The 13007-nt window shown below is 69.3% G+C and carries 18 protein-coding genes; 5 read left to right on the plus strand and 13 right to left on the minus strand.

The features are described 5' to 3' along the window. Positions 1–186: 186 nt before the first annotated feature. Positions 187–669, minus strand: a complete 483-nt coding sequence (locus VH112_03355; GenBank protein HEX4539257.1) for a hypothetical protein — start codon at positions 667–669, stop codon at positions 187–189. 257 nt (positions 670–926) lie between these two features. On the opposite strand from VH112_03355, the gene VH112_03360 reads away from it, so the two are divergent. After that, positions 927–2306: a glutamate decarboxylase gene (locus tag VH112_03360; GenBank protein HEX4539258.1), complete on the plus strand. Its 1380-nt coding sequence runs from the start codon at positions 927–929 to the stop codon at positions 2304–2306. A gap of 31 nt (positions 2307–2337) precedes the next feature. Here VH112_03360 and VH112_03365 read toward each other — a convergent pair whose 3' ends face one another. From VH112_03365 to VH112_03405, 9 genes are all read right to left on the minus strand, one after another. Beyond that, positions 2338–2565 carry a hypothetical protein gene (locus VH112_03365; GenBank protein ID HEX4539259.1) on the minus strand — a complete coding sequence of 76 codons (228 nt, stop codon included), beginning with the start codon at positions 2563–2565 and terminating at the stop codon, positions 2338–2340. Next, entirely contained in the window at positions 2562–2984 is a 423-nt protein-coding gene (locus VH112_03370) for a hypothetical protein (protein ID HEX4539260.1), read from the minus strand. The genes VH112_03365 and VH112_03370 overlap by 4 nt, the downstream gene beginning before the upstream one ends. A gap of 125 nt (positions 2985–3109) precedes the next feature. Then, positions 3110–3367, minus strand: a complete 258-nt coding sequence (locus VH112_03375) for a hypothetical protein (GenBank protein HEX4539261.1) — start codon at positions 3365–3367, stop codon at positions 3110–3112. Between the two features lie 107 nt (positions 3368–3474). Further along, positions 3475–4224, minus strand: coding sequence for a hypothetical protein (locus VH112_03380; protein HEX4539262.1), 750 nt, complete (start codon positions 4222–4224; stop codon positions 3475–3477). A gap of 140 nt (positions 4225–4364) precedes the next feature. Then, entirely contained in the window at positions 4365–5087 is a 723-nt protein-coding gene (locus VH112_03385) for an SCO family protein (GenBank protein ID HEX4539263.1), read from the minus strand. Positions 5088–5387: 300 nt separating this feature from the next. Then, a complete protein-coding gene (locus VH112_03390) occupies positions 5388–6164 on the minus strand; it encodes an enoyl-CoA hydratase-related protein (protein ID HEX4539264.1) in 777 nt (258 codons plus the stop codon). A gap of 11 nt (positions 6165–6175) precedes the next feature. Then, positions 6176–6748, minus strand: a complete 573-nt coding sequence (locus VH112_03395) for a ferric reductase-like transmembrane domain-containing protein (protein HEX4539265.1) — start codon at positions 6746–6748, stop codon at positions 6176–6178. Beyond that, positions 6745–7692, minus strand: a complete 948-nt coding sequence (locus tag VH112_03400; protein ID HEX4539266.1) for an FAD:protein FMN transferase — start codon at positions 7690–7692, stop codon at positions 6745–6747. Before VH112_03400 ends, VH112_03395 begins: the two co-directional genes overlap by 4 nt. Beyond that, positions 7692–8003, minus strand: a complete 312-nt coding sequence (locus VH112_03405; protein HEX4539267.1) for a hypothetical protein — start codon at positions 8001–8003, stop codon at positions 7692–7694. Before VH112_03405 ends, VH112_03400 begins: the two co-directional genes overlap by 1 nt. A 306-nt stretch (positions 8004–8309) precedes the next feature. On the opposite strand from VH112_03405, the gene VH112_03410 reads away from it, so the two are divergent. Together VH112_03410 and VH112_03415 are read left to right on the plus strand one after the other, a co-directional pair. Next, positions 8310–9008 (plus strand): response regulator transcription factor, encoded by a 699-nt coding sequence (locus VH112_03410; GenBank protein HEX4539268.1) that lies wholly within the window; start codon positions 8310–8312, stop codon positions 9006–9008. Then, positions 9008–10486: a HAMP domain-containing sensor histidine kinase gene (locus VH112_03415; protein ID HEX4539269.1), complete on the plus strand. Its 1479-nt coding sequence runs from the start codon at positions 9008–9010 to the stop codon at positions 10484–10486. Before VH112_03410 ends, VH112_03415 begins: the two co-directional genes overlap by 1 nt. Before the next feature lie 52 nt (positions 10487–10538). Here the strand turns inward: VH112_03415 and VH112_03420 are convergent, their stop codons facing one another. Next, on the minus strand, positions 10539–10931 hold the full coding sequence (locus VH112_03420) for a nuclear transport factor 2 family protein (GenBank protein HEX4539270.1): 393 nt from the start codon (positions 10929–10931) through the stop codon (positions 10539–10541). 83 nt (positions 10932–11014) lie between these two features. Then, positions 11015–11365 (minus strand): hypothetical protein, encoded by a 351-nt coding sequence (locus VH112_03425; protein HEX4539271.1) that lies wholly within the window; start codon positions 11363–11365, stop codon positions 11015–11017. A gap of 71 nt (positions 11366–11436) precedes the next feature. On the opposite strand from VH112_03425, the gene VH112_03430 reads away from it, so the two are divergent. Further along, positions 11437–11895 carry a MaoC family dehydratase gene (locus VH112_03430; protein HEX4539272.1) on the plus strand — a complete coding sequence of 153 codons (459 nt, stop codon included), beginning with the start codon at positions 11437–11439 and terminating at the stop codon, positions 11893–11895. On the opposite strand, the gene VH112_03435 is transcribed toward VH112_03430, so the two are convergent. Then, entirely contained in the window at positions 11886–12113 is a 228-nt protein-coding gene (locus VH112_03435; protein ID HEX4539273.1) for a DUF6457 domain-containing protein, read from the minus strand. The genes VH112_03430 and VH112_03435 overlap by 10 nt on opposite strands. Before the next feature lie 48 nt (positions 12114–12161). Here VH112_03435 and VH112_03440 point away from each other — a divergent pair, with 48 nt between their 5' ends. After that, positions 12162–12926, plus strand: a complete 765-nt coding sequence (locus VH112_03440) for an SDR family oxidoreductase (GenBank protein ID HEX4539274.1) — start codon at positions 12162–12164, stop codon at positions 12924–12926. Positions 12927–13007: the final 81 nt, after the last annotated feature.

Genomic DNA, 13007 nt, shown 5'->3' on the forward strand with positions numbered 1-13007 from the left:
CGCCGACGCCGTGAAGACAGGCCGGGTGACCGCCACTACCGGGCTGTAGCGCCTACTCCCCTTCGTTCCCGTGGGTTCCCCTGGTCGCCATGAGCGAGACCAGCCGCGCCACCAGAGTCACCAGGAAGATCTGACCGATGAGCGCCTCGAGAACGACGATCGACCGTCCGATGTTCGTCGCCGCCGTCAGGTCCCCATACCCGACCGTCGTCTCGGTGGCGAAACTGAAGTAGAGAAACTGATTTCCACTGGCGTGGTTGGTCTGAAGAAGAACGGCGTCCCCGCTACCGCCGCGATCGACCGGTACAGCATGGCGAAGATCAGGCCCAGGAGCACGTAGACGTCGATCGCCCCGGCGATGGTCTCGATGCTGACGGTCGAGTGGCGCAGGATCCTGTTGAGTATCACGAACGGCGTCACCAGCAGCAGCAGCATGAACACCAGGTGCACGAGGGCGAGCGCGCTCCCGACCAACGAGCCGACCAGGGTCAGCACGAGACCGACGACCACCCCCGCCCGGGCGAGCCGCTGGAGGCGGGCCCTCGCGTGCGACGTCCGCAGGGTGATCAGCAGTGTCGCTCCGACCGCCAGCTCCTGGACCAGCCGGCTCCAGGTCGCGTCGGGCAGGAGCGACACCAGGAAGTACGTGGCGATCAACAGCCCGAGCACGGCGACGTAGGTGTCCCCGCGCTCGAGCCGCCTGGCCAGCTGGCGCCAGGCCCGACCCGCCCGCCGATCCTTGCCCTCCCCCTGGGGCTCCGGAGCGTCGATGTCAGCGATTGGAGCAGCTTACGGCTGAGGGTGGGCGTGGGCACGGATGCGCGGCAGGGATCACCCGGTGAGGGTGATGTCCGAGCCCTCGACCCGGACTACTCGAGAGTGAGAAGTGGTATGAAACCGAAGGGCTGGCAACGAGAGGAGTGCTGATGGCGGTCCATGGCAAGGGAGAGGCGGAGAGGGAGCTGCTTCGCGGCGATCCTCTCTTTCAGCTCGACACTGGGCGCGACGAGGTCCCGCGCTTTCACCTGCCCAATGATCCGATGCCCGCGGAAGCCGCTCACCGCCTCATCCATCAGGAGCTCATGCTCGACGGCAACGCCTCCTTGAACCTGGCCACCTTCGTCACCACCTGGATGGAACCCGAGGCGGACCGGCTGATGCTCGACTGCGCAGCAAGGAACATGATCGACAAGGACGAATACCCGCAGACCGCAGAGATCGAGACGCGCTGCGTCAACATCCTCGGAAATCTGTGGCACATGCCCGAGAAGGGCGGCGCGACCGGCTGCTCGACGACGGGCTCCAGCGAAGCCTGCATGCTGGGAGGCCTGGCACTGAAGCGACGCTGGCGTGCCGGTCGCCGGGCGGAAGGCAAGGACACCACCAACCCCAACATCGTCATGGGCGCCAACGTCCAGGTGTGCTGGGAGAAGTTCGCCAACTACTTCGAGGTCGAACCCCGCCTCGTCCCGATCGAGGGCGACCGGTACCACCTTGGCGCGTCCGAGGCAATCGACGCTTGCGACGAGAACACGATCGGCGTGGTGGCAATCCTCGGGTCCACATTCGACGGCAGCTACGAGCCGGTCGCCGACATCGCTGCCGGTCTGGATGACCTCGAGACCCGCACCGGGATGGACATCCCGGTCCACGTGGACGGGGCCTCGGGTGCGATGATCGCACCGTTTCTGGACGAGGAGGTCGTCTGGGACTTCCGGCTCCCCCGGGTGGCCTCGATCAACGTCTCGGGGCACAAGTACGGACGCGTGTACCCAGGGGTGGGCTGGATAGTGTGGCGTGACGCCGCTGCCCTTCCCGAGGAGCTCGTGTTCCGTGTGAACTACCTGGGTGGCGACATGCCCACCTTCGGCCTCAACTTCTCCCGCCCGGGATCTCAGGTGGTGGCGCAGTACTACAACTTCCTCCGCCTGGGCTGGGATGGCTTCAGGGCGGTACAGCGGGGGTGCCGGGACGTGGCCATGTTCCTGTCGGCCGAGATCGCCGCCACGGGCCGGTTCGACCTTCTCAGCGACGGCTCCCAGCTGCCGGTGTTCGCCTTCACGACCAAGCCGGGCACGGCGTTCGACGTCTTCGACCTCTCGGCCCATCTGCGTGCGCGTGGGTGGCAGGTACCTGCGTACACGTTTCCCGACAACCGCACCGACCTCGCCGCTGCTCGGGTGGTCGTCCGCCAAGGCAGCAAGGACGCCGCCGAGCTCTTCCTGGACGATCTTCGCCGCGGCGTGGAGGCGCTCGACCGCACCGGCGGAGGCGTCGGCGAGCACCAGAGCTCGTTCCATCACTGAGCGTGCTCGTCGCACTGGCTGCGGCGGCGGCTCAGACTGCCTCGTCGACCCCCGATGCGAGCTCGCGCACGATCCGGCGGTGGGCATGTGTGGCGAGGATCTGCCCGCCGATCATCACCGCGGTCAAGGGCCACTCGATGACCTCGAGCGCGGTGAGCACGCCGAGGGCGGCGAAGTAGGCCAGGTGCTCCGGATATACCCGAACATGGACCACCGGAAGTGTGACGTCGCCGCTGCTCTGCGCTCCGCCGTCACTCACCGCGTCTCGTAGGTCTCCACGTGAGCGATCAGTCCGTAGATGATCAGGATGTCGATGATGATCATGGTGAACGACCAGAACGGGAAGTGAGCCAGATAGGCGAGCTGGAAGACTATGTTCAGGCTGGCGAAGATGACGCCGATCGTGCGAGAGATGAACGCGGGTCCCAACGACAGGACGACGAACCCGGCGATGATCAGGATGACGCTCAACGCCAGCTCTACCCAGCCCCAGGTATGGATCGTGTTGGTGACAGGCAGGCTGATGCCGTTGTTGTTCGCCACGCGCTGGTAGTAGTTCGCGTCGGTGATGGCGACGATGGCGTCGATGAGGTTCAGGAATCCGACGATCACCATCATGATGCCGGCGAATACTCTCCACCCGGCCCCACGATCCGACTGGGTCCTTTGGGTCTGCATTCCTTGTGCCTCCTCAGTGGTCGAGAGGGGGCGTCAACAGCGCCCTCACCATCGAGAACGGTACGGTCGCCTCGAGCGGCCGGCATCACCCTGGTCGGATGATTTGGTCCTGACGGACTGGTTCGCTAGCCGGAATCCCCCTGCCAGGCCTTTGCTCCGGCGAGCGTCGCCGCCCTGGCCTGGTTCCACTTCTGCCGCGCCATCTCGCTCGGCGGCTGATCGAGCTGGCGGACCCATTGGCGCATCGCCGAGGCGAACGCAGTGCTGCCAAGCAGGAGTCCCGTTGCCGCCAGGAAACCCCCGATCCCAACCAGCACCGCCCCACTGACCACGAGGTTCTTGTTCAGCCGAATGCCAGCGTCCGCCATGCGTCCGTTGCCCATTTCTTCCCCCCTTTGCCCCCCGTTTGGGGTTCAGGACCTCTAAGGGTAACCCAAGGTCATGCAGTTGTCCCCGCCGGGGGGTGGCGAAGAACCCGTTGGGCTCTTCGTTACGGCAGCCGGCTCCGCACCCAGTCGTCCAGATGCTCGGTGCTCTCCAGGCTGACGATCAGCGCGTACCGCTGGTCGGGACCCGTGTGGTAGCCCGAGTGGAAGACGGCTTCGGAGTCGATGAGGATCTGGGCGCCCTTGTGCAGCGGGACGCGGACCTCGTTGGCCCGGTCGAACTGACCGGGCCGGAGCACCAGGGCACTGTCCGGATCGTCGGTCAGCTGGAACCACAGCCTGACGACCCACCCGCTGACCATGGGGTTGAGGCGGTTGTTGTCGTCGAGGTGAAGGCCCCAGCGGGCCTCCCTGATCGAGGTCGGCTCTTGACGGATGACCTGGATGCGCCCGAACCGGTTGCCGAGCGAGTCGACGTAGCGGACGAGGCCTGGCGCCCGGGCGGCGTTGGACGTCCAGATACCGTCGAGATCCGGCTTTCCGAAGTCCCAGAACCCTCGGAGGATGTTCTCGCCGTTGGCTGTGGCCAGCGGTGCGAACCAGGTCGTCGGGTCGGTCGGTGGTGTCGAGTACTCGAGGCTCGTCCACTCGGTCGAGGGGATCTCCGGGCCCGAGTAGGGCCGCATCACCACATGGCCACCGTTCTCCTGGAGCACCGGCAGGCGGTAGTGACGCGTCTGGTGCTGGGTCGCAAACGGCTTGCGGAGCCCCAAGCGCGCGTAGACGCGCTTCGAGTACTCGTTCTTCAGCAGCGGATCCACCGTCTTCATCGACTTGCCCCCCCGGCCCGCCATGCCGCCTGTCGTAACCGGGCCGTCCCGCCACCGGAGGCCAGGCGACGGTCACTCCGGACTGCTCAGCGAAGACGCATACCCGCCTCCGTGCCGATCGTGAGGGTACCGGGTACCCGGGTCGAACGCAACGGTCGCGCCCGCTAGGGGATGGCCCGCCCCACGAGCCAGCCCAGGGCACCCAGGGCCTGGGACACGGTCCATGATGGCGACTGCTGGTGCTCGAGGTTGTGAACGCCCCCGTCGTTCAGCAGTCCCTTGAGCGGGGCACCGAGCTGGCCGTGCAGGTCGGGAGGGTTGGAGGTGATGAAGCGCTCGTGGCCGTTGGCGTCGAGCAGGATGAAGCCGTCGGTGTGGGTGACGTCGTAGGTCAGGGGCTGGTGCGTCCACCAGTCGAGCTTGGGCGGCTGATCCTCGGGGACCTGCTGGGACGAGACGCCGAAGAAGCTCCATAGCCGGCTCAGGTCCGATGGGGTCCCTGTCAGAAGCGGCCACGTCGCCCCGAACTGCTGGGAGTACGCCGCCAGCCGGGCGGGCGTGTCCCGACCAGGGTCGACGCTGACCTCCACGAAGGCCACGCTGTTGCCGAGCCCGGCCGCTTGCACGTCGCGCTGCATGGCGATGAACGCGCCCGTGATCATCGGGCACTCGTCCTGGCACAGCGAAAGGAAGTTGGCCAGCACCACGACCTTGCCCTGAAAGGCGGAGAGGCTGGTCGGCCGGCCGCTCTCGTCGACCAGTGGCACGTCGGGCACCGGTCGGTCCTGGACGATTCCGAACGAGGGCGACGGCGCCGACGGTGACGCCGATGACGGCCCACCGCAGCCAGAGGCGACGAGCGCCACTGCCAGGGCGAGCGCCAGCATGCCCAAGGCCCCTCCTCTGCGCAGCCGCCTGCGCGCGGGGAGTGCCCGAAGCGCGGACCGGTCGGGGGTCATCGGCTCGGGTCTTCGTTGGGCGTCGCCGCTGGCGATGCCTGCCCGGTCTCCAGGCGACCGGTCCCCATCTTGGCCGCCCGCGCCGCGAGCACGCTCGGCTTCCCCCGGTCGACGCCACGGCTGCACGACGATCGAGGCTAGATCGAGCCCGTCCTGAGGTGACAGTCGGGCCCGCCCGCCAGCCAGAGGTCCGCCGGCCGGCCTGGGAGACCGGCTTGAGGTCAGAGCTCAGCGGCCCGTCCATCGAGGTGACCGGCCTTCTCGCGCCGCCTCGAGCCCCTCGGCGGCGTCGGCGGTGGTCGCCACCACCTTGCGCATCGTCTCCCCGAAGCGGATCGCCTCGAGAGACGACAGGTGCTCCGAGCGCACCGCCACCTCCTTGGTGGCCCGCGCCGCCAACGGCGCAGCCCGGACCAGTCGGTCAGCCAGGCGCCGAGCCTCGGCCATGAGATCCTCGTGGGGCACCACCCAGCCGGCCAGGCCCATCTCCCTCGCCCGGTGGGCGTCGACCCGCTCGCCGGTGAGAAGGAGCTCCATGGCGTACTGCCAGCTGATCCGCTTCGGAAGGCGGATGGCCCCCACGATCGTGGGGACGCCGAGGCGTACCTCGGGAAAGCCGAACTCGGCCCGCTCGCTGGCGATCACGAAGTCGCACCACGTCACCAATGTGAGCCCGTAGCCCAGGCAGTGGCCGTTCACGGCGGCGATGACGGGCTTGAAGATCTCCCACCCACTCTCGAACGAGTTGAGCGTGGGCTTCTCCCAGAACGACCCCGCGAACTCCCCCGCTGCCGCGCCCCCGTCCCGCATGTCGGCCCCCGCGCAGAACGCCCGACCCTGCCCGGTGACGATGGCCACCCACGCGCCCTCGTCGTCACGAAAGGCGGCGAACGCGTCGTTGAGCCCCCGCCGCATCTCTCCGTTGACGGCGTTGAGCGCCTCGGGGCGGTTGTAGGTGATGGTCGCCACGTGCCCGTCGATCTCGTATCCCACGGTGTCGTTCACGACCGACGACGTTACGTCGATTGAGGCTCCAGGACCCGCTCGCCGGCGGTCACCGGACCGCGGCCACGACGGCCGACCCGCCACGCGACTGAGCCCAGCACCGAAGCCACCGCGACGAGATCGAGGGTGAGCATCCAGAGTTGGCCCCGGTCGCTTCCGATCCCGACGCCGTGGACGATGGCCAGGCCCCAGCAGCCGTAGGCCAACCAGTGCACACTGCGCCAGGCCCGGTAGCCGAGGCGGGCCCGCACCAGGCTGGTGACGGCCACGGCGACGAAGATGTCGAGTGCCAGAGCACCGAGGCCCAACCAGAAGGGGCTGTAGGCGGCGCCGAACGGCACGACGGCGTCGATCCAGCGAATCGGCACGTAGCCGTCCGCCACTGCGCTGGCGATGTGGATGCCGACGAACACCGTCGCCATGAGCGACAAGTTGCGGTGCAGTCCCTCGACCACGAAGCGCGGCCAGCGGTCGCGCACCCACCGCGAGGAGGTGAGGATGCCGAGCACCAGGGCCAGGGTCAGCAGCACGAGGCTCACGGCCCCGCTGCCCCGGGTCAGGTACCACAGCGCCTTGCCGCTCACGCCGCCACCTCCGGCGCAGGCCAGCCCCCGACTCTGACCACGGAACCGTCGGGTCGGACGAGGCGGGCGGGAAGACGCAACGAGGCCAGCCACGCCGGGCTCCGATTCCCCCGGACGATGGCCGCGGTGGCGGCCACGTTGGCGTCGACACAGGTGGCGGCAGCCACCGATACCGTTCGCCAGACGACCTCTGCCGAGCGGCCCGTGGCCGGATCGACGACGTGGTGCAGCTCTTCGGTGCCCCGCGACCACCGTCGGACCGTCGTCGAGGACGTGGCCACGCCACCTGAGGACACCTCGACGATCTCACCTTCGGCCTCCGGGCCCGCCGCGTGCCAGTCGGCGACGCGCACCGACCAGCCCCCGCCCGGCGGTTCGCCGGCGGTCGAGATGTCCCCGCCAAGGCTGACAAGCACCCCGCAGCCGGCGGCAGACGCGGCCCGACTGGCAGCCCGGTCGGCCGCCAGCGCTTTGGCCGTGGCGCCGAGGTCCAGGCTCACCCCGGGAGGCATCGCCACCAGCTGGCGACGCCGGTCCACGCTGATCTGGTGCCACCCCGGTACGGCGGCGAGGCGGACCAGTGGCCGGCCGGTCGGCGCCACGGCGCCGAAGTCGCGGTCGTAGCCAAGGACCCGGATGGCATCGCCCACGGTGGGATCCACGTCACCGTCGGTGAGCCGGGCCGCCCGCAGCGCCGTCTCCACCGCTTCGAGAAGCAGGGGGCCGACATGAACCGGACGGCCACCGCCGCGGTTGACCGCGGCCAGCTCTGAGTCGTCCCGAAAACGGCTGCAGGCGACGTCGATCGCCGCGACCTCCTCCACAACGGCGGCGAGGGCCGGCCCCAGGCGGCGCGAATCCGCGGTGAGGACCACCGCCCCGGTACCGAGGGCGCGGAGCTCGCAGCGCCCGACGGCGGCCAGCCGTCCCAAGGGCGCAGCCATCAGGAACCGCCCGAGGTGACGTGGCTCGATCCGCTCGACGAGCTGGGGCTGCTCGACGGCGACTGGAGCTGGCCGCTGCTCGACGACTGGCCACTCCCGCTGCTCGTCCCGCTGCTCGACGTGCTGGACGTGCTGGAGGTGCTGCTCGAACCGGCGGTGCTGGCGCCTGCGGGCGAGTGGCCCGAGTACACCGCGGCGGCCGTCGCCGACAGGACGCCGGTGAGCGCCAGCCCGCCCGCCATCGCCCAGCGGGTCAGCCGTGACACCCGTCGCAGTCCGAGGGCCCGTGCCCTGATCGCTTCTTCACGCATCGTCGACCTCCCGGTTCCGGCCGACCTCCCGGGTCGGCCTCCCCTGCTGCCTCGGGGCAGTGTCGGCCGGCCAGGTTGGCGCGCCCCGGGCGCCCGCTGGGCGCCCGGTGAGAAGTCGGCCTCTTGCCGGCCTTGGAGGGGATTCCCAGCTGGGACACAGCCAGACCACAGTGGACTCCCTGATCGCCCGACGAACCTTGTGGTACAAGATCGGCCAGGCGGCCGGCCCGAGGGAGTAGTCGGCCAGGAGGCCGGCCCGAGGGAGTAGTCGGCCGGGAGGCCGGGCGCGAGGATGAGGTGACCCCCATGGGCGACGGAGCAGCGCAGCGGATCTTGGTCGTGGACGACGAGGAGTCGATCGTCGACGCAGTGGCGACGTCGCTGCGCTACGAGGGCTTCGACGTGGCCCGGGCGTCCACGGGGCGGGCGGCGCTCTCCTCGGCCCAGGAGCACCCGCCCGACCTCATCGTGCTGGACGTGATGCTGCCCGACCTCGACGGCCTCGAGGTGACCCGCCGCCTCCGACAGGACGGGCTGCGGGTGCCGGTCCTGTTCCTCACGGCCCGTGACGCCCTGGAGCACAAGGTCGCCGGCCTGACCATTGGCGGCGACGACTACGTGACCAAGCCGTTCTCGCTGGCCGAGGTGGTCGCCCGCACCCGGGCGATCCTGCGCCGCACCCAGGGCGAGACGGACACCGACGGCCGGCTGCGATTCGCCGACCTGGAGATGGACGACGACACGCACGAGGTCTGGCGAGGCGGTACCCCCCTGCGGCTGACCGCCACGGAGTTCTCCCTCCTCCGCTTCTTCCTGCTGAACCCGCGCCGGGTGCTGTCCAAGTCACAGATCCTGGACCACGTGTGGCACTACGACTTCGGGGGTGACCCGAGCGTGGTGGAGACCTACGTGAGCTATCTGCGCAAGAAGCTGGACAAGCTCGGTCCTCCGCTGATCCAGACCATCCGCCTGGTCGGCTACTCGCTGCGAGAGCCAGGGTCGTAGTGTCGCTGCGGGCGCGCCTGCTCATCGCCGTCGGCGCCGTCGCCCTGGCAGCTCTGATCGCCGCGGACGTGGCTACCTATTCTTCGTTCAAGTCCTTCCTCTTCAACCAGGTCGACACTTCCCTCGAGACGGCCCACCCACCGCTCGAGCAGGCACTGAACAGTGGGCAGACCCTCGACGTCGGCACCGTGGCCCGTCTGGCGCCCGGGATGTTCGTCGAGGTTCGGGGCCCGGAAGGCCAGAACCTGGGCGACGTGCCCGCCTTCGTGCGCGGCGGGCAGCAGTTGTCCCCCTCCCTGCCCTCCCACATCAACGTCGGACAATCGTCTGGGGGCCCCGGAGAGCCGACGACCTACCTCAACGTCGGATCGACGAACCAGGGAGGTCCGGAGTTCCGTGTTCGGGCCTCGGCCCTCGTGGGCGGCGACCAGCTCATCCTGGCCGCCCCACTCACCGATACCGCGGGCAGCCTCCATCGTCTCCTGCTCATCGAGCTGGCCGTCACCGGTGGCGCCCTGGCGGCGGCCGCCGCCCTCGGGTGGTGGGTGGTCCGAGTCGGGCTGCGTCCCCTGGAGCAGGTCGAGCGCACGGCGGACGCCATCGCCGAGGGCGACCTCACCCGTCGCGTGCCCGAGGCCCGGCCGACGACGGAGGTGGGCAGGCTGGCCCGCGCCCTCAACGCCATGCTCGAACGGATCCAGGATGCCTTCAAGCAGCGGGACCAAACGGAAGCGGAGCTGCGGCGCTCCGAGGAGCGCCTCCGCCGCTTCGTCGCCGACGCCTCCCACGAGCTGCGCACGCCGCTGGCTGCGGTGGCCGCCTACGCCGAGCTGTTCGACCGCGGCGCGCGCGCCCAGCCCGAAGACCTGGCTCGGGTGATGGCGGGGGTCCGGGCCGAGACGGCGCGCATGGGCCTGCTGGTCGAGGACCTGTTGCTGCTGGCCCGCCTCGACGAGGGCAGACCGCTCGAGCGCCGACCGGTGGAGCTGGTGCGGGTGGCCGCCGAAGCCGTCGACGCGGCGCAGACGGTTGACCCGTCGTGGCCGGCACAGGTCGTCGCCACCGAGCCCGTCGAGGTCATCGGGGATGCCGCACGGCTCCGCCAGGTCATCGACAACCTGCTGGCCAACGTACGCGCCCACACCCCCGCCGGCACCAGGAGCACGGTGCGTGTGGCCAGAGAGGCGTCCGATGCCATCGTCGAGGTGTCCGACGACGGACCGGGCCTCAATGCCGAGCAGGCCGAGAAGGCGTTCGAGCGCTTCTATCGTGCCGAGATGTCGCGATCCCGCCAGCACGGTGGGGCCGGGCTCGGCCTCTCCATCGTCGCCGCCATCGTCAATGCCCACGGCGGCAGCGTCGGCGTCTCGGAGACCGACGGCGGGGGTGCGACCTTCACCATCCGCCTGCCCGTCGACCAAACCGGGAGCGCCCCCAAGGCAGGCTTGGAGCCCTCGGGTATCGCGGCACCGTCGTAGCCGCGGCCGAGCGGCCCGGGCTACGACGTCGTCTTCGCTCCGGATGGCGTTGTCAGGCGAACACCTCGTCCTGTTCGTACAGGCCGAACGGGTGCTCCCAGGCCTCGGTGACGCGTCCGCCTGCGACGTGGAAGACGATGACCTCGGTGGTCTCGAACGACTTGCCGCTCCGCTGGGCCGAGACCCGGTGGAGTCCGACGACGTGTTCGTCGTCGCCGAAGATGTCGTGCACCTCGACCTTGATGGTGCCCGCGCTCAGCTCTCCCAGCTTGCCGTAGTACTCGACCGTCGCCTGGCGACCCTTCTTGTCGCCGGCAAGCTGGCTCCGTCCGGGGACATGCCAGACGCAGTCGTCGGCCAGGATGTCGTTGAACGCGGCGAGGTCACCCTTCTGAAACGCCTCGTAGCCCCTCCGAACGACATCGGTGTTCTCGGTGGCCCCCATCGATGCTCCCTCCCTTTCGCAATCGTCACGGCCAGCGTACCCCCGCTGCCCGCCGATATCCCTGGGCTCTGCTAGTAGAGCGGCTAGTAGAGCGAACCGCGGGAGCCCGGGCCTCCGCCGAGGGCGCGCCGGTTCTCGACGCCTGACACGGTCGCCACCAGCACCGCGGCCACGCCGATCTCGAGCAGCACCGTCACGAAGCCACCGGTGTGGATCACGTGGTTGCCCAGGAAACCACCGACGATCGACCCGACCAGACCCAGCAGAAAGGTGGTGAGCAGCCCGATCGGTTGGTGCCCCGGAACGAGGAGGCGACCGAGCCCGCCGATGATAAGGCCGACGACGACCGTGCTGATCAAGGCCCAGGCCGCCAGCCCGGCAAGCGGCAGGGCGATGAACAAGACCACGAACAGCAGGAACAGGGCCAAGATCACGTTTCCAGCGTACAGCTACGTGGCTCCGCCGGCAGTAGCGCGTCTCGGCGGGCCGGTCCTATGGTTTTCCCATGCCAACCATCGTCAAGGGACTGGACGAGCTCAGGGCCAAGGCCGGGGAGCACCTGGGGTACAGCGAGTGGCAGGAGCTGACCCAGGAACAGGTCAACCTGTTCGCCGACGCGACCGGAGACCACCAGTGGATCCACGTCGACGTCGAGAAGGCCAAGTCCGGGCCGTTCGGCGGCCCGATCGCCCACGGGTACCTCACCCTCTCCCTGGGCCCCGCCCTCCTCAGCCAGATCCTCGAGGTCGAGGGCATGTCAATGGGCCTGAACTATGGGTGCAACAAGGTGCGTTTCCCCAGCCCGCTCCCCGTTGGCGCCAACCTCCGGCTCTCGGCCACGCTGCAGAGCGTGGAGGACGTCGCCGGTGGCGGCGTGCAGGCGATCATCGGCCTCACGATCGAGGTGCAGGGCAAGGAGAAGCCGGCGTGTGTGGCCGAGGTCGTCTATCGGTACTACGACTGAGCCCCGCCGGCATCGTGCACACCGGCGGCCACCGCTCCGGCGCGGACAGGGTCAACCCCGGCCTGGCCTACGAGGAAGCAGGCGATGGGCGCCGCCGTGCGCTCGGACTGGTGGGCGGCGACCGCCGCCAGGGCGAGCAGCTGCTCGACGGTCGCGTCGTCCGGCGGCGGGACCCCGAGCTCGTCGGCGAAGGTCCGGAGCCATTCATCAGCGGTCATGGGAAGCCTCCTGAGCAGTAACGGACACTACGACGAGGTGGGAGCGAGTTGGCCAGCAACGTGAGACTCGACGGCAAAGTCGCCCTGGTTACCGGGGCGTCGAAAGGGATCGGGGCCGCCATCGCCCGGGCGCTCGCCGAGAACGGGGCGCGCGTCATGCTGTCCTCCCGCAAGCAGGACGCGCTCGAGAAGGCGGCGGCGGGCATCGAAGGTGAGACCGCCGTCTTCGCCGCCAACGCCGGCGACCCGGACCAGGCCCGCGCCTGCGTGGCGGCAACGATCGAGCGCTTCGGCGGCCTGCACATCCTGGTGAACAACGCGGCCACGAACCCGTACCTGGGCCGAGCCATCGACATCGACCTCCCCCGCTACGACAAGACGATGGAGGTGAACCTCCGCGGACCTCTGGCGTGGACCCAGGAAGCTTGGCGACAGGCTCTCCAGGCCGGCGGTGGAACGGTCGTGAACATCTCGTCCGTCGGTGGGATGACCCACGGGGGCCCGATCGGCATCTACGACGTCACCAAGGCGGGGCTCATCCATCTGACCAAGCACCTGGCCACCGAGCTGGGCCCGCAGGTACGGGTGAACGCCATCGCGCCCGGCCTGGTCAAGACCGATTTCGCTCGCGCCCTGTGGCAGTCGGGCGGCGACGAGGACTCCTGGCCGTGGCCCCTCCGGCGCCTCGGCCGGCCCGAGGACATCGCCGACGCCGCCGTCTTTCTCGCCAGCGACCTCGCCTCGTGGATCACTGGTCATGTCCTCGTCGTCGACGGCGGCGGTTCCCTGGGCGGCCTCGGGGCCAGCGGCTGATCGACCCCGCTGGTCATGGCGCCCGCTCGAGTGGTGCATCACCTCAGTTCCACCTTATGTCGAAAGCGACCGGTCGCCCTC

The organism is Acidimicrobiales bacterium (assembly GCA_036270875.1).
Taxonomy (GTDB): Bacteria; Actinomycetota; Acidimicrobiia; order Acidimicrobiales; family AC-9; genus AC-9.